At 40.6% G+C, this 15,673-nt stretch carries 14 protein-coding genes; 7 read left to right on the top strand and 7 right to left on the bottom strand.

What is annotated here, in order from left to right; translation table 11 throughout:
* Window positions 1-332: 332 nt before the first annotated feature.
* A complete protein-coding gene (locus K5Q58_RS05875) occupies window positions 333-1,502 on the top strand; it encodes an MFS transporter (protein ID WP_259651252.1) in 1,170 nt (389 codons plus the stop codon).
* 81 nt (window positions 1,503-1,583) lie between these two features.
* Here the strand turns inward: K5Q58_RS05875 and K5Q58_RS05870 are convergent, their stop codons facing one another.
* The 4 genes from K5Q58_RS05870 to K5Q58_RS05855 all read right to left on the bottom strand — a co-directional run bounded on the left by K5Q58_RS05870 (window position 1,584) and on the right by K5Q58_RS05855 (window position 6,383).
* Window positions 1,584-2,624, bottom strand: coding sequence for a polysaccharide lyase family 7 protein (locus K5Q58_RS05870; RefSeq protein WP_220753024.1), 1,041 nt, complete (start codon window positions 2,622-2,624; stop codon window positions 1,584-1,586).
* 306 nt (window positions 2,625-2,930) lie between these two features.
* Window positions 2,931-3,992, bottom strand: coding sequence for an alpha/beta hydrolase (locus K5Q58_RS05865; protein WP_220753023.1), 1,062 nt, complete (start codon window positions 3,990-3,992; stop codon window positions 2,931-2,933).
* Between the two features lie 42 nt (window positions 3,993-4,034).
* Window positions 4,035-4,802, bottom strand: coding sequence for an SDR family oxidoreductase (locus K5Q58_RS05860; protein WP_259651251.1), 768 nt, complete (start codon window positions 4,800-4,802; stop codon window positions 4,035-4,037).
* A 24-nt stretch (window positions 4,803-4,826) separates the two neighbouring features.
* Window positions 4,827-6,383, bottom strand: a complete 1,557-nt coding sequence (locus K5Q58_RS05855) for an NAD(P)/FAD-dependent oxidoreductase (protein ID WP_220753021.1) — start codon at window positions 6,381-6,383, stop codon at window positions 4,827-4,829.
* Window positions 6,384-6,617: 234 nt separating this feature from the next.
* Here K5Q58_RS05855 and K5Q58_RS05850 point away from each other — a divergent pair, with 234 nt between their 5' ends.
* The 5 genes from K5Q58_RS05850 to K5Q58_RS05830 all read left to right on the top strand — a co-directional run bounded on the left by K5Q58_RS05850 (window position 6,618) and on the right by K5Q58_RS05830 (window position 11,502).
* A complete protein-coding gene (locus tag K5Q58_RS05850; RefSeq protein ID WP_220753020.1) occupies window positions 6,618-7,619 on the top strand; it encodes an AraC family transcriptional regulator in 1,002 nt (333 codons plus the stop codon).
* 337 nt (window positions 7,620-7,956) lie between these two features.
* Window positions 7,957-9,078 (top strand): DUF2157 domain-containing protein, encoded by a 1,122-nt coding sequence (locus K5Q58_RS05845; protein ID WP_220753019.1) that lies wholly within the window; start codon window positions 7,957-7,959, stop codon window positions 9,076-9,078.
* Complete coding sequence (locus K5Q58_RS05840; protein WP_220753018.1) at window positions 9,075-10,211, top strand: DUF4401 domain-containing protein; 1,137 nt, start codon at window positions 9,075-9,077, stop codon at window positions 10,209-10,211. Before K5Q58_RS05845 ends, K5Q58_RS05840 begins: the two co-directional genes overlap by 4 nt.
* A complete protein-coding gene (locus tag K5Q58_RS05835; protein ID WP_259651250.1) occupies window positions 10,204-10,854 on the top strand; it encodes a GDYXXLXY domain-containing protein in 651 nt (216 codons plus the stop codon). The genes K5Q58_RS05840 and K5Q58_RS05835 overlap by 8 nt, the downstream gene beginning before the upstream one ends.
* 132 nt (window positions 10,855-10,986) lie before the next feature.
* Window positions 10,987-11,502: a hypothetical protein gene (locus tag K5Q58_RS05830; RefSeq protein ID WP_220753017.1), complete on the top strand. Its 516-nt coding sequence runs from the start codon at window positions 10,987-10,989 to the stop codon at window positions 11,500-11,502.
* A gap of 4 nt (window positions 11,503-11,506) precedes the next feature.
* Here the strand turns inward: K5Q58_RS05830 and K5Q58_RS05825 are convergent, their stop codons facing one another.
* On the bottom strand, window positions 11,507-12,415 hold the full coding sequence (locus K5Q58_RS05825) for an AraC family transcriptional regulator (RefSeq protein WP_220753016.1): 909 nt from the start codon (window positions 12,413-12,415) through the stop codon (window positions 11,507-11,509).
* A gap of 184 nt (window positions 12,416-12,599) precedes the next feature.
* Here K5Q58_RS05825 and K5Q58_RS05820 point away from each other — a divergent pair, with 184 nt between their 5' ends.
* Entirely contained in the window at window positions 12,600-14,120 is a 1,521-nt protein-coding gene (locus tag K5Q58_RS05820; RefSeq protein ID WP_220753015.1) for an aldehyde dehydrogenase family protein, read from the top strand.
* 185 nt (window positions 14,121-14,305) lie between these two features.
* Here K5Q58_RS05820 and K5Q58_RS05815 read toward each other — a convergent pair whose 3' ends face one another.
* Together K5Q58_RS05815 and K5Q58_RS05810 are read right to left on the bottom strand one after the other, a co-directional pair.
* Window positions 14,306-14,557 carry a DUF2999 family protein gene (locus K5Q58_RS05815; protein WP_220753014.1) on the bottom strand — a complete coding sequence of 84 codons (252 nt, stop codon included), beginning with the start codon at window positions 14,555-14,557 and terminating at the stop codon, window positions 14,306-14,308.
* A 100-nt stretch (window positions 14,558-14,657) separates the two neighbouring features.
* Window positions 14,658-15,671, bottom strand: a complete 1,014-nt coding sequence (locus K5Q58_RS05810; RefSeq protein ID WP_220753013.1) for a permease — start codon at window positions 15,669-15,671, stop codon at window positions 14,658-14,660.
* Window positions 15,672-15,673 lie beyond the last annotated feature (2 nt).

Raw genomic sequence — 15,673 nt, 5'->3', positions numbered from 1 at the left:
TGGGTATCTTATTCTAGGCTCACTTAGTTTTTTTATCCTTATTGAATGATGATAAAACTAACCTCTAAACAGCTCATTAAAACCAATATATTCGCTATGGTGCTGCTATAAAAGACTTATTGATATTGTCGATACGTTGAAATTATAAGTAATAGTGATTTACGCCGCATTTTTAAACGATTTATATTCATTTATTAACTCAACTAACAGAAATATCTTTACTTGTTCTCAGTTCAGGAATACATTCGCCGAAAATAGTCTTAGGGTGTTTTATCCCTTTAGCCGCCAAGAATGTTGTAACCCCCTAAAAATTCACATTAAGTAGTACGAAATTGACAATAATCACGCAAAACAATGTTGAAAGTAACATTGTCCCCCCTGTAGTTGGTTTAACTTTTTTCGCTGTCGCATCAGGCTTTTTAATGAGCCTTATTCCTTTATCTGTGACCTATTTTGATATCGATTTATCATTAATACCTTGGCTAGCCAGTGTGTTTTATTTTGGTCTATTGGTTGGTGCTACCTGTATTCAACGAGTGATTAAACGGCTTGGACATAGGCGGTCTTTTATCTCTTTTTTGACTCTGGTGGCGCTGACCGTTGTCGTTATGATATTGGTGCCACATCAAGTGACTTGGTTAGTCGCTCGCTTTGTTGCTGGTATGGCGGTGGCAGGTGTATTTGTTGTTGTAGAGTCATGGCTATTAATGGCCAATTGCCCTAAGCAACGTGCGAAACGTTTGGGCTTATATATGGCGGCTTTGTATGGCGGTAGTGCTGTAGGTCAGTTGGCCATTTCAGTGTTTGGTACAGACGGAATACAGCCATACTTGTGTGTATTGTTACTCTTGTTTATGGCGACATTGGCACCCATTCTGATGCGTTCTGGTCAGCCCCATAGTCACGATCAACAAAGTATTAGCCGTAACGAAATCCGTCATATCAACCGCCCAGCGATTATTGGCTGTATGGTGTCAGGGTTATTGCTCGGTCCAATTTATGGATTAATGCCGTCGTATTTAACTCATACGAGTGCATTTTCTGACCACACAGGGCTGTTAATGGCGAGCATCATCATGGGCGGAATGTTAGTGCAACCCATTGCTAGTGCAATGTCGACCCGCATGAGCAAAAGCTTATTAATGGCAATATTTTGCATGCTAGGTTGTTTAGCGGTTATGGGCGTACTTGAGTCTTCCACGTTAGCAATGATGGGGTTTAGTTTGTTGTTATTAGGTGCCAGCAGCTTTGCATTGTATCCAATTGCAATTACGCTTGCGTGTGATCATTTACCGATTGAGAAAATGGTGTCGGCAACAGAAATGATGTTGCTGTGTTATAGCGTAGGTTCGGTACTTGGACCATTATTAGCCACGACTTTTACTGAAACTGGCAATGGACTGATTATTTATTTAGGCGTGTGCTTAATTACCACTAGTATTTATATGTTGATGAAAAGTGCTGAAACGATTTCGTCAGGCCAAAAGCCGATTGCGGGGTAGTGTTAGACACTAAAACGGCCAATCATTGATTGGCCGTTTTCATGATGAGTTTTGTGAAGTGAAAATTTTAACCAAGCCCGATTATTGATTTAACTCTAATTGATAGAAGGTGGCTTGGGTGTAATCGCCTGCTTCCATACCGCGCCACTGGCAATCAGAGCTGTCTTTCTTGGTATTACATTGGTTATAAGCTCCTGCTTTGTAATACATCCAGTCTTTACCATAGCCTTGGTCTACTTCATGTCCCTGGTAATTGCCTTTGGCGAGGTCGACGCTAAACACTTTCACTTCCTCATTTTCAGCGCCAGGATTTTTAGTGAAGCTTAGGTGCATAGTGTCACCTTTCACATCCACTTGATAAGCAAAAATTTCGCCTAGTTTAATGCCATCTATGGGCTCTGCACTACCTTCACGAAGGTTGTATTGACCAAATACATTGTGGCGAATATCTTGACGCAGTTTTTTACCATTTTCATCTTTCGCATCTTGCAGCTCAGGAATAGGGTTTAACTCATAATTCCATGATAAAGAGCCATATTCATGACCGGGTAATTTACGGTATGAAATTTTTAATGGCTCGTTATCAGAACCATGGATTTGGCCAATAACTACCGCAAAAGCGCCATTCTTTTTAAAGTTACCGCTGGTACTGACTTGATCCACCGACAGCGTTGCTTTTAGCTGACCACCGATAGCGCCGTATGCTTTGGCATCAGGATGAGAGGCAACAACAAAGTTGTTTTTTGGCTCACCATAATGATCGGCCAACATTGCGCGTAGTTCACTACGAGTATTTTTACTATTTGGTGTGGTAGGAGCTTCGTTTGGTGCAACAAAAACCAGCGCGCCAGTGTCTTTGTTAGTATAAAACCACTCTGAATGCTCATAAGGAGTTTTAGTATTACCTAACTGATATTTATCAATCTCTAAGGCTTTTCCTTTGCGCTTTCCTGTTTCGGTTAACTCTGGAAGGGTAATTTTCCAATTAGTTAAATCAAAGTTTTGGGCAGGAGCTTTGGCCGGATCGAGATTAAATTGCTTGGCAGTATCAGTTTCGACTGCAATGGCAGCAGAGCTGGCAATGATGGTAGCAGTCAATAAACTAAGTTGGAGTTTTTTCATTGAGCTTTCCTTATGGAACATGTCATTAGTACCTACCTCAAGATACTACAATATTATTGTATTACAATAGTGTGATCGAGTTGGATGATTTGCTCAGTGGTGTAAATAAATTTTAATGAGATATTTTTGGCTCTGACTTTTGTTTGATAATAATCCACTACTAACCTGAGGGGGAATTTGGTTTAACTTGTTGTTCGTTCTAATTTTAGTTCTAACCAGGTAGGCAAATTTCAATTGGGCTGACTTTAATGGGCTTGTTCATAGTGACTGAAATGAGTTCAATAAAGGCAATCACTTCTAGAATTTCTATTCATCATTAAATTTGTTTAATGCCATCGCAATTTGGTGACATGCTTGTTTTGCACGGGCGCTGGTTTTAGTTATTGAGATAAACCCATGCATACAGTCGTCAAAATGCTGATGATGGGTAATTACCTCTGCATTTTTTAAACGCGTTGCATAAGTAATCCCGTCATCTCTTAATGGATCGTAACCTAAGGTGAGTAGATACGTTTTAGGAGACTGGCTTATGTCTTTTATGAGGAGTGGACTAACTAGTGGCTGTGATATTTCATTTAGTGAGTTTAGGTAATGGTCCCTAAAATAATCCATTAAAGTGCGTGTCAGAATTAATTGTTTATCAAACTTTCGGTAAGACTCTGTTAAACCTTGTAGATCAAGCATCGGGTAGATTAAAAACTGAAACTCAGGCTGAGTTTTCGCTATTACTGGCAACTCATTTTGCACGTGAGTTAAGCCTATAATGCAAGCAAGGTATGCGCCAGCGCTATCTCCACCAACGCCAATGTGATTTGGGTTAATATGCAGTTGCTGATGATTTTCGTTTACGTGATTCCACGCCTCAATCGCATCGCAAATCGGGGATGGGAATTTGTGCTCTGGTGCAAGGCGATAATTGACTGAAATAACGTTCATCTTGCCATGATTAGCTAAGAATCGACAAAACCTGTCATGGGTGTCGATACTGCCAATGACGCAGCCACCACCATGAAAATACACTAAGGTCTTTTGAGCTGTTTTGACCTTATCGACGCCATCTGCTTTCTGAAAAACAGGGTAGTATGCACGAAGCTTAATGGTTTTAGCGCTCGTCTTATGAGGTTGCGAGGTAATGGCAATGCTTGAATCAATCACCTTGGCTATTTCAATCTTGCTTAAACCCAGTAATCGATCCATTGCGCTATAAACAGGTCTGAATAACTTCGGTGGCAGTTTATGGAGCGGAGTTAAGGTGAGTAACTTTGCTGCAAGGCGTTGTTTAGATTCTAACTCGGGTGCTTGTAACCTTATTGATGAAGCTTGAACATCATCGGTTTTCGTTGAATCAGTGCTAGTTAAACTATCCATTCACTCATACCTTTTTATATTTGATACTTTCAATTTTGCAGGTCATCGACTCAGAATCTTCATGAATAAGCGATTTATATAAGCAGGTGAAATCTTGCTTAACAAATGTAATACGCCATAAAGCATGCCTACTGTTCTATGTGTTTTAGGTTTGCTGACTTGTTTTTCAATCACTTCAACCACTTCTTCTACGGCTAAATGACGACCTAATTTAGTTAACACTTTTGCTGTATTTTGCTGGGTAATCAGCATGTTCGTCGCGATAAAAGGTGGTAATACATCGCACACCTTAATGCCATATGGTGCAAGTTCTATTTCAAGTGCTTCTGTCAGTCCTTTTACGGCAAACTTACTGGCTGAGTAGCTGGCTAATTCAGGTACACCGTAATCACTACTTGCTGATGACATATTAATAATAATGCTTGTTTGATTATTTTTTAAGAAAGGCAAAGCGGCTTGGCTGGTATTAATTGTCCCATTCACATTGACGTTAATGGTGCGTAGGTGCTGCTCATTACTAATATTTTCGAATGTACCAATAGTTAATATGCCGGCACTATTTAACAAAACACTTAAGCAGTTATTATTTTGAGCGCAAAAATCGGCTATGGCTTGTGTCACTTGCTCAAAATAACAAACATCAAGCTGGTAGAGTGAAATGTTGTCAGTATTCCAATTGGCGGTTACTTCATTAAGTGATGCCAAGTTGATATCAGCCATTCCGACGCTATAACCCTGCTGAACAAAGTGCTTGGCAGCAGCTAAACCAATACCTGATGCTGCACCTGTTATAAATATGCTTTTTGCCATCATATAAACCCGCAATCCGTTAGATTAAAATGAAGTCGTATTAATATGTTCCATCTGGGGTTCTTTCATTTCATCTACCCACCTTTGCCATGTATAAGGCCATAAAATAGGGTCACCATCGGCATCTAAATACCAGCTTTGGCAGCCTCCCACCCAGCTTGTTCCCTTAAGTCCTGCTTTTACATAAGCATTAAAATCATCAATGGCATGTTGTTTAGGCTCAAACTCGTCGAATGCGTTATGGCGCCATTTATCAATCATCTTGATCACGTATTCAGTTTGGACTTCGCTCATGGCAATCACTGAAAAGTTACCGATAGGTGTATTGGGACCTAGCATTAAAAAGAAGTTGGGGTAGTTGGCTAATAGCATTGAGCGATAAGCTTTAATCTTATGCTGCCATGCTTCATCAATGTGGAGGTTATTGCGGCCAGTTAAGTTCATAGGGCGCATAAAATTAAAGGCATTAAACCCCGTTGAGAGTACCAATACGTCTAGCTCATGATGCTTACCATCTTTGGTTAAAATTCCGGTTTCAGTGATGCGTTCAATATTGTCAGTGACTAAATTTGCGTTGGGCTTCTGAATGCCTTTATAGAAACTGGTGTTAATGATCACGCGCTTGCAGCCAACTTGATAATCGGGCCTGAGTTTTTCACGTAATACTTTGTCTTTTATGCTGAATCTTAACGTTGCTTTGCACATAAAGTTGAGAATGTTTTTTTGAACAAAATGGCCAGTCACCGCCTTGGTAAATAGATGTTCTAGAATGAATTTCCCCATGTTGCGGTGCATAGTGGTGATAATCGGAAAGCGGGTCATCAGCTTTTTCATGGTGCTTGAAAAAGTAAAGTCAGGTAAGTGCATTATCCATTGTGGTGTACGCTGAAATACAGACACATTCGCGCCTGTTTTAATAAGCTCTGGGATAAATTGCGCCGCAGTTGAACCCGTACCAATTACACCGACTCGACTGTTTTCATTGATATTCACAGAATGATCCCACTCAGCGGTATGAAACAAATTGCCTTTAAAGTCTGCTATCCCTGGAATATCAGGGAATTTAGGGTGATGCAAAATTCCTGTGGCGCACACGATGAAATCAGCTTCATAGGTTTTATTACTGCTTGTATCTGCATTGTTTGTATCAGTACGGCCTAAGTTTGTATTGTCTGAATTCACATTAGTGCTGTTAGCTGAATCGTTACTATTGGCGCGCGTGGTAATTAACCATTTCCCCTTGTTGTAGGATGCATCAGTGACCATTTCATTAAAATGAATGTCTTTTTTAACTTTATACTTATTGGCAACAGACTCAAAATATTGCTTTATCTCTGGCCCTCTAGCAAAAAAATGGCTCCAATTAGGGTTAGGTTCAAATGAGTAGGTATACATGTGTGAGGGCACATCACACGCCGCTCCTGGGTAGGTATTCTCTCGCCAAGTCCCGCCAACTGAGGATTTTTTTTCCAAAATAACCACGTCAGTAATGCCTGACTGACGAAGTCTAATTGCCATTAACAGGCCTGTCATACCAGCACCAATGATGACCACTTTAGGATTTCTTTTTAATTGGGTCATAGCATCCTCAGTTCAGTATTTTATCCAAGAAACATGATTTTAAGCGCTTAATGAATACTCGCTCTAAATTGTTATTAATTTGTTTATTTGTCTAGCATAGAAAATTCATTAACGTTGATCTAGGCTGAAAATGGACTTATATTTGTGATTTTAAGACATTTAATTTTAAGACATTTAGTTTTAAGGAATTTAACTTCAAGAGATTGGATCTCAAGAGATTATGAATGGTGGCAAATGACGGTAAGGGACATTACTAGTGTGCAAATTCTGGTTGCCTATGGCATCGAGCAAGGCATTTCTCAAGAAGATTTGCTGCAAGGCTCTGATCTTGTCAGTACGCAGTTAAATGATCACCATCAGCAAGTTGAAGCAAGCCAAGAATTGACTGTGTTAAACAACTTATTGAAGTATCACTCCTGCGTTTTTGAACTGGGTGTTGAGCTAGGTTGTCGGTACCAATTAACCAGTTACGGCATTATGGGGTACGCTTTGTTAGCGAGCAGTACGGCAAGAAAAGCGATTGAACTGGCGCTTCGTTACATTGATCTGACCTATGCTTTTTCAACTATTGCGCTGACTGAGATAAAAGGCGAACTTGTACTGACCTTTAATTGTCATGTACCGGGTAAATTAGGAGAAATCGCGCTAATAAGGGACATGATAGGCGCGGCAATGATTCAACAAGCGGTTTTTGATCAAAGTGGATCACTGATTACGTTGCAGTTTACTGCTCCTCAACCCGCTGATTTTTGTGCTGACAGCATTAAGCAAAGATTTGGCTTTGAGGTGAAATTCAATGCCGACTTTAATGGCTTTGTCGGCCTAGCACATTGGTTAGACACTCCCTTGGTGAAAGCCAATGAGGCTACAGCCAAAATTTGTGAAGCTCAATGCAATGAGTTACTACAGCAAAAACAAGATTGGAAGCCTACCGAAAAGTTGGTTAAAGAGACACTAATTCATCTTGGTTTAAAGGCTTCAATGGCAGATATTGCCGATTACTTATCTAGAACCACTCGCACCTTGCACCGCCAGCTTAAATCTGAGCAAACCAGTTGGCGTCAAGTACGAGATAATGTTCGATTCGGTATTGCCGAAGAGCTGTTATTGAAACCCATACCGCTTGAGGAAATAGCGCTGCAGCTAGGTTTTAGCGATGGCGCGAATTTTAGTCATAGCTTTAAACGCTGTAAAAATATGACCCCCAATCAATATCGACAGCAGGCTAAAAAATAGTTCAAGCACCGCTAATTCGATCGTGTGTGCATACAATCAAAAGAAAAATAACATACATACGACTAATATATTTTGGTGATGTTGAGGTGGGTGATTGAACTAAAGAAATAGAGGTTAAACAAAGGTGATTCTGTCGATTTATTGAGGTAGAAATCGAATACCCTAAAATAAAAAAAATTTGATTTATTTTGAGCGTAAAGGTTTGATGCAAAATACTATTTATCAAGCTTAGTATTTTGTGAATTAAAGCGTTATCTTGTGATAGTGACTTTACTAGCATTACAAATGAGCCTTAGAATATTGCAACGCAACACGGAAGCAAGAGAATGGATTCAATATGATATCAAATCGACAGCAATTGATTGGGTTGCTTGAACAAAATGCGATTGATAAAGATAAAATAAAAGATGCACTTATCATCAGCAAGGTTCAACCAGATAAATACCAATGGGTTAATTTTTTTAATCTGCTTCTAGCTTGGTTAGGTGGTCTCGCGATCACTTGTTCAGTGTTGTTCTTTATCGCTTATAACTGGCACGAAATGGGTAAGTTTGCCAAATTTGCGCTGGTGGAAATTCTGGTTGTATTAGCTGTTGGTGCCTATTACCAGCTAAACAAGTTGGTGCATAAAGCATCAAAACCTTCCAACCAAACGTTAACTAATCACACCGCTAAACCCACACAGTCTATATCCACACCGTCTATATCCACAAAACCTACATCCACAAAATATATGGTCTCTGAGTCAGTTGCTAAAATACCGTTATTTATGGCGGCTGTTTTCTTTGGGGTGCTATTAGCTTTATTTGGTCAAACTTACCAAACTGGCGCCGACCCTTGGCAGTTGTTTTTCAACTGGGCTTTATTAATCCTTCCTTGGGTTGTCATTGGTCGCCTTAGTGCGCTGTGGATGTTGTGGATTGTACTGATCAACGTATCCATTTTACTGTATCACCTTCAATTTGGCGGCACATTCGCGTGGTTCGTTAACCAAGAACTTAATGCGTTATGGAATCTATTTTTATTTAATATTTTGTCGTTAGCCTGTTGGGAGTTATTCAGTAAAAAGTATCATTGGTTAAACGCACGCTGGGCCCCACGGGTATTAGCAATTGTCAGTGGCACTTGTATTACTTGGCTAACGGTAGGCAGCATTTTGAGCTTGAGTGATGATTTCTATATTAGTTCAGGCTTTAATGAAATAGGTCTTTTCCCCATCATCGTTTGGCCAGTATGGTTGCTGGCAATGTATGTGATTTATCGTCATTTTCAACAAGATTTATTCATGTTGGCAGGGACTTTATTGTCAGTCAACGTCGTTGTAATCACCTACGTATCGACAAACTGGCTCGAAGCGTTGGAAGAAATTGGTTTGTTATTGATATCAAATATGATGATCGCCATGGCTGCTGGCTCTGCTATTTGGTTACGTAAAATCAATAAGGAGTGGCAGTCATGAATGAGTCATTAACTCCCGAGGCAGTCGATTCAGAAAATGATCCCAACCAAGCTTCTTTATGGCAAACCTTATTACAACATGGTGTGGTAACAGGTGAGCAACCAGCCAAAGCAGAGGTTACATCGCCTTGGTTCGTTAAGCTGTTACTGGCCTTTTCTGGTTGGTTTGCAGCACTGTTCTTTTTAGGTTTTTTAGCTATAGGCATGGAGTTTATTTTTGATAACGATCAAGGAGCCTTGATTGTAGGAGCAATGTTAACCGCAGGCGCTTATGCATTATTTAAGCTAAATAAAAATGAATTCATCGAGCATTTATCATTGGCACTCAGTTTCACTGGGCAGTTACTCATTGTCTATGGTTTCATTCAACATTTTGATGATGACACCTGTTGGCTACTGGCGACGATGTTGCAATTTAGCCTTATGATTATTATGCCCAATGACATTCATCGTTTTTGCTCAGCCTTGTTTGCAGCGTGCTGCTTTATCGTCACTTTAGCGTTTTTTCAGCTGCCATTTATTGCAGCTAGCATTCTGTTATTACTTGCCTGCTGGCTTTGGTTGCACGAATTTGAAGGCAAAGCTAACAACCCAATATTAAATCGTTTCTTATCAGGAGTTTTACAGCATAAACGTCCAATTGCTTACGGTGTATTATTAGCGCCATTATTACAGACATGTTTTATATCATTTCATTATGGTTGGTATGAATTGATTGCGAGCGAGTTCGTATCCAATGAGTCACTTACTGCACCTTGGATGGGCGATGTTTTATTGGCCTTGGTGTCGTTATATGTGGTGTGGCAGATACTTAATCGACACCAAGAATTACCCCTTAAAGTACGTTCTGCGATACTCGTAACCAGTTTAATTATTTCAGGGCTTTCTTTTGAAGCTCATGGGATTAATGTCGGCATCTTGATTATTGTATTAGGTTTTTCAGCCAGTAACAGGTTACTCATCGGGCTAGGGATTATTGCCTTAGTTACCTTTATGTCTGCATATTACTATTTCTTGCATTTCAGCTTATTAGAGAAGTCTTTCATCCTGATGTTGATGGGGCTGTTTTTACTGTTCCTGCGTTGGGGCATGCTCAAGTTTGTGACAAAACATATGGAGTTTGCTAATGCCTAAGTTCTCTAAAGCATCAATGATGAAAAACCTCAATAACATCATTTTGGTTGGTACGCTGGTATTGATACTAGGTTTAGTTAACTGGCAAATTTATCAAAAAGAGCAACACATTCACCATGGCGAGTTAATTTATCTTGAGCTGGCACCTGTGGATCCTCGCTCTTTAATGCAAGGTGACTATATGGCTTTACGTTTTCAAATAAGTAATGACGTCCGCACGGCATTGAAGCAGCGACAAGCAGATGAAGAACTCGCTAGAACTAACAAACAAGATAATGATAGTAGCGATGAAAGCGAGGCTAACCAACAATGGCTGCAACTGCCTAATAGTGATGGTTTTGTGATTGTGACCGTTGAAAAGGGCAATGTTGGCAAATATAAAGCCTTAGTGAATACCATTGGCAAAAGTAAAGATAACGACATTGCACTTGCTGACAACGAAATGCGCTTACAGTATCGAGTTCGAGACGGCATGATAAAATTTGCAACTAATGCTTTTTTCTTTCAAGAAGGTCATGCAAGTGTGTATGAGGCTGCAAAGTATGGAGAATTTAGAGTCAATAAACAGGGGGCAGTGCTGTTAACTAACATGTTTGATGAAGACCTGAACAAGCTGGAGCCTCAAATATCATTACAAGAGTAGCGTGTGAGGTTAGTGGTTCATTAATCATTCGAATGTTTTTTTAAAGTAGCCCTTAAAAATAACCTGATAACTTGAATCTTTATTGTTACTCGCTACGTATGGTTAATTGTTGAAATAATTAAAGGATTTAAAATGCGAACCATATTGATGTTAGTTGTGGTATTTATGCTGAGTGCATGTAGTACGACTTACCCAAATCAGCAGGTAACAGGTCAGGTGTTTCCGTCGGTTTCAGGTGAGAGTTTGGAGCAAGTCGCAATAAACTTTCCAGAAGATGTCAGTGGACAAATGACACTCTTGTTGATTGGCTATAAACAAGATTCTCAGTTTGATATCGATCGCTGGTTAATTGGGTTGGATATGACTCAAACCCAAGTGCCAGTGTATGAACTGCCCACTATCCAAGGCATGTTTCCAAGAATGTTCAGTACCCTGATTGACAATGGTATGCGCGCAGGTATTCCAAAACCTTTATGGAAAGGGGTGGTGACCATCTATGAGGATGGCGAACAAGTCCAAGCCTTTACAGGTAATCAAAATCCCAACAACACTCGCGTAATTTTGCTAGATACTGAAGGGAAAATTACCTACTTCTATGACCAAGGCTTTTCTGTTGCCGCCCTCAATGAACTTCGGGATCTGTTATAAGCGATTAGCTGTCTAAATGGCGCTGTTTATAAGCTGAAGGACATAGGCCAAAACAGGCTTTGAATAGTCGGCTGAAATGACTTGTGCTGCTGTAACCGAGTGAAAAACACACTTGGGTAATTTGCTGACCTTGCTCAATAAGACTTGCTGCTTTTCGTAAACGAACTTGCTGCTGAAAAGCGGCTGGGCTACAGCCTAAGTGAGCTTTAAATTGTTGGAAAAATTTACTGCGGCTCATGCAAGCTCGGCGGCACAGTTCATTAATATCCAATGGCTCGTTAAGGTGACGGCTGATGTATTGTAGCGCGGCATTAAGGCCATTAAATTCAGGATTGTTATCACTGTGCTGCAATAAGAAATCACGAGTTTGGTGTCTGAGTAAGCGCACAATTAATTCAGATACAGCCAAATCAATTAAGCAACTGCGGTCTTGCTCGTTCTCGGTATATATCCCCACCATTCTATTCAGTAAGGCTTGTGTTTGCTGAGTGTGGTGTGTGTGAACTAACGCTTGCTGATACTGCCAATGGCCATAATCTTGTTGGATCGGGGAGTCGATATTTAGTCGATCCGCAACTTGTCGGATACGATCGGTTGAGATCTCTATTGCTAAGCAAGTAGTGGGTTTATGTATCTGAGCTTCGGGGAAGTCGATTTCAACGGCTTGGTTAGGCGCCATGATGAAAGACTCATGGGGATAAAACGCAGCTTCAAAGTCTTGTTCTGAATGCATGACTTTTTTACCTGTCACCATACCGCAAAATAATAATTGGTCGGACTTTAATGCCACCCTAGATGCTTGTTCAAAAGTGTCGTAAATGCTGAGTTCTGACTCTGGGCCCGCAAAGCTATTTTTGTTTTCTACCAGTAAGTTGGGCTGGCAGCGTTTACGCTGCAAATTGCCTCTAATCATATTGTCACCTATGTCTCATCCGTTGGACTACAACAATCCTTGCTATTGGCGCAATGCGTCAGACACAGGCTACACAATCATTTGTACTGTGGGTCAACAGCTGTGGATTCTCAGAATACTCATTTCTGCTTTAAGTGATTTAGCTTAATTAGGTTTCCAACAAATACAATTAGAGGAAAGTATTATGATTTATGCAGCACCCGGTGAAGCAGGCTCTGAAATGTCCTATAAGTCTGTTTATCAAAATTACATTGGTGGCCAATGGGTTGAGCCAATCAATGGCCAGTATTTTGATAATATCAGCCCAGTTAATGGCCAAGTATTTTGTAAAATTCCACGTTCAGATGCGCAGGATATTGAGTTTGCACTTGATGCTGCTCATAACGCTAAAGATGCTTGGGGAGCAACTTCAGCTGCAGAACGTTCAAATATTTTATTGAAAATAGCCGATAGAATTGAAGCAAACCTTATCGCATTGGCCGTTGCCGAAACATGGGATAACGGCAAAGCTATTCGTGAAACGATCAATGCCGATATTCCTTTGGCTGTGGATCATTTTCGTTATTTTGCAGGTTGCTTACGTGCCCAAGAGGGGAGCGCGGCTGAAATTGATGCCAATACACTGTCGTATCATATTCATGAACCATTGGGCGTAGTTGGCCAAATTATTCCATGGAATTTCCCAATATTAATGGCGGCTTGGAAGTTAGGCCCAGCATTAGCTGCTGGTAATTGCGTGATTTTAAAACCTGCCGAACAAACGCCTGCATCGATATTGTTTTTAATGGAGCTGGTTGGGGATTTACTGCCTGCTGGGGTGTTAAATATTGTCAATGGTATTGGCGAAGAGGCTGGGCAAGCATTAGCGACGAGTAAACGGATTGATAAAATTGCCTTTACTGGATCGACGCCTGTGGGCTCACATATATTGAAATGTGCAGCAGAGAATATCATTCCTTCAACGGTAGAGCTTGGCGGTAAATCACCAAATATCATCTTTGGTGATGTGGTGAATTTTGAAGATGAATATTTAAGTAAATGTGTTGAAGGGGCAGTGCTGGCTTTCTTTAACCAAGGTGAGGTGTGTACTTGTCCATCAAGGCTGCTTATTCAAGAAGACATTTATCCTTTATTCATGGAAAAAGTGCTGGAGCGCTCAAAAGCGATTAAACGTGGTAACCCGTTAGATACCGATACTATGGTGGGCGCACAAGCGTCTAAAGAGCAGTTTGATAAGATCCTTAGCTACATTGATATTGGCAAAGATGAAGGCGCTGAAGTGTTATTAGGCGGTGAAGTAGAAGCCTTAGATAATGATTTAGGCACAGGTTATTACATTCAGCCTACCTTGCTTAAAGGCACTAATGACATGCGGGTGTTCCAAGAAGAAATTTTTGGTCCGGTGATTTCGTTAACCACCTTTAAAGATGAAGCTGAAGCACTTGAAATGGCCAATAATTCTGACTTTGGCTTAGGCGCTGGGGTGTGGACGCGTGACACCAATTTAGCCTATCGAATGGGGCGTAAGATCCAAGCGGGTAGGGTTTGGACCAATTGTTATCACATGTACCCAGCCCATGCGGCATTTGGCGGTTATAAGAAGTCGGGGGTAGGGCGAGAAACCCACAAAATGGCATTAAATCATTACCAACAAACTAAAAACTTGTTGGTGAGCTATGACGTTAACCCATTAGGCTTTTTCTAAAGAGCAGAATAAAAACTAAATACATTTAAGCTAAGTTCTTTTTGCTAAGCACTTTTAGCTAAGTACTTTAAGCTAAAAGTACTTTTAATACAGCACTTTGAACTAAATGTCAGCTTATAGAAAACAAAACGGCCAATCATTGATTGGCCGTTTTTTATTTCATACAGGGTATTAGCCCTTTAGGTTTACTGCTGCATTTGGGCTTTAGCTGCTTCTACTTTCGAGAAGTCTAAACCTAACTCTAATACTGCTTCTTTAATCAGCCCAGGGTTTTGCATAACCATTGCCATTAACTGTTGTAGCTTTTCAGCTGGAATACCCAGTTGACCGATGATGTTCATTGCCATCATTGGATTTTGAGTTAATGCTTGGAACACTTCATTGATTTTTTCATCGCTGACATTGTGCTCTTTTAACAGGGCAATAATAGGATTCATTGCAATACCTTATGTTCATATTAAGTTAACTACTAGGGCTATTTTATCATTGAAACCCGATAGGGAGCGAATGAAAAGTATTTGGTAATATTTACAGTCACTAAACCATGTTCAACACCCACCCCATCAGGGTAAAGGACAGTAATAATATTGAAAAAATAAGGGCGAGCAAACGCCACTGCATGACTTGTTTTAGCATAATGAATTCAGGGAAACTGGCCGCCACTGTGCTCATGCAAAAAGCCAGTGTCGTGCCTAAAGGCACCCCTTGTATTAATAAGCTTTCAAGTACAGGTATTACCCCTGTCGCATTAGCGTATAGCGGAATTCCCATCATTACAGCGGCAGGTACCGACCACCACTGGCCATCGCCTAGATTTGCCTCAAGCCAACCTGCAGGAACAAACCCGTGTAATGCAGCGCCTAAACTGACACCAATAATTACCCATTTCCACACCCGGCCAAAAATCTCACTGGTTTCAGATTTTGCAAATTGATGCCGTTGCTGCCAAGTGACTTTTCGGTCTTTTTCTGGATTAGCATTACGTGCTGCAGCCGTGTTGCCATCAGCCTGTTGCTCGGATGCAACTTGGCCCATGGCATAGGCTTTTGCTGCTAAAGGTTGCAACCAACGCTCAGCCTTTAATAAATCAAGTAATGCGCCACCTAAAACACCAATAGCGATGCCTGTTACGGCGTAAATTAGGGTGACTTTAAAGCCTAATAAACTGAACAATAATAAGATGGCGACTTCATTGATTAAAGGCGATGTCAGTAAAAAAGCCATGGTGATCCCAATAGGGATCCCCGCAGAGGTAAAACCTAAAAACACTGGAATACTCGAACAAGAGCAAAAAGGCGTGATGGCGCCGAAACCAGCTCCCAGCCCATAACCTACGACTTTAGGCTTTCCTGCTAAGTAACCTCTAACACGCTCAACATCAAGGGATGCTCTAAGCCAACCTATGGCATAAATCATCACGATCAGTAAGGCAAAAATCTTAGTAGTATCTTCCACAAAAAAGTGGACGGCTTGACCAAGCTGAGTTTGATTTGATAAAGCTAAAATATCGTATACAAACCAGTCGGCAAATATTGAGAACCAAGCAAACATTG

The organism is Shewanella sp. KT0246 (assembly GCF_019654955.1).
Lineage (GTDB): Bacteria > Pseudomonadota > Gammaproteobacteria > Enterobacterales > Shewanellaceae > Shewanella > Shewanella goraebulensis.
The sequence above is the reverse complement of the archived record's forward strand: the minus strand, read 5'-3'. Positions and strand labels throughout refer to the sequence as shown.

Bases quoted from the DNA above. Each gene is read 5' to 3' on its own strand.
- K5Q58_RS05870 (WP_220753024.1), bottom strand. From the start codon at position 2,624: ATGAAAAAACTCCAACTTAGTTTATTGACTGCTACCATCATTGCCAGC.
- K5Q58_RS05865 (WP_220753023.1), bottom strand. From the start codon at position 3,992: ATGGATAGTTTAACTAGCACTGATTCAACGAAAACCGATGATGTTCAA.
- K5Q58_RS05860 (WP_259651251.1), bottom strand. From the start codon at position 4,802: ATGGCAAAAAGCATATTTATAACAGGTGCAGCATCAGGTATTGGTTTA.
- K5Q58_RS05855 (WP_220753021.1), bottom strand. From the start codon at position 6,383: ATGACCCAATTAAAAAGAAATCCTAAAGTGGTCATCATTGGTGCTGGT.
- K5Q58_RS05850 (WP_220753020.1), top strand. From the start codon at position 6,618: ATGACGGTAAGGGACATTACTAGTGTGCAAATTCTGGTTGCCTATGGC.
- K5Q58_RS05845 (WP_220753019.1), top strand. From the start codon at position 7,957: ATGATATCAAATCGACAGCAATTGATTGGGTTGCTTGAACAAAATGCG.
- K5Q58_RS05840 (WP_220753018.1), top strand. From the start codon at position 9,075: ATGAATGAGTCATTAACTCCCGAGGCAGTCGATTCAGAAAATGATCCC.
- K5Q58_RS05835 (WP_259651250.1), top strand. From the start codon at position 10,204: ATGCCTAAGTTCTCTAAAGCATCAATGATGAAAAACCTCAATAACATC.
- K5Q58_RS05830 (WP_220753017.1), top strand. From the start codon at position 10,987: ATGCGAACCATATTGATGTTAGTTGTGGTATTTATGCTGAGTGCATGT.
- K5Q58_RS05825 (WP_220753016.1), bottom strand. From the start codon at position 12,415: ATGATTAGAGGCAATTTGCAGCGTAAACGCTGCCAGCCCAACTTACTG.
- K5Q58_RS05820 (WP_220753015.1), top strand. From the start codon at position 12,600: ATGATTTATGCAGCACCCGGTGAAGCAGGCTCTGAAATGTCCTATAAG.
- K5Q58_RS05815 (WP_220753014.1), bottom strand. From the start codon at position 14,557: ATGAATCCTATTATTGCCCTGTTAAAAGAGCACAATGTCAGCGATGAA.
- K5Q58_RS05810 (WP_220753013.1), bottom strand. From the start codon at position 15,671: ATGTTTGCTTGGTTCTCAATATTTGCCGACTGGTTTGTATACGATATT.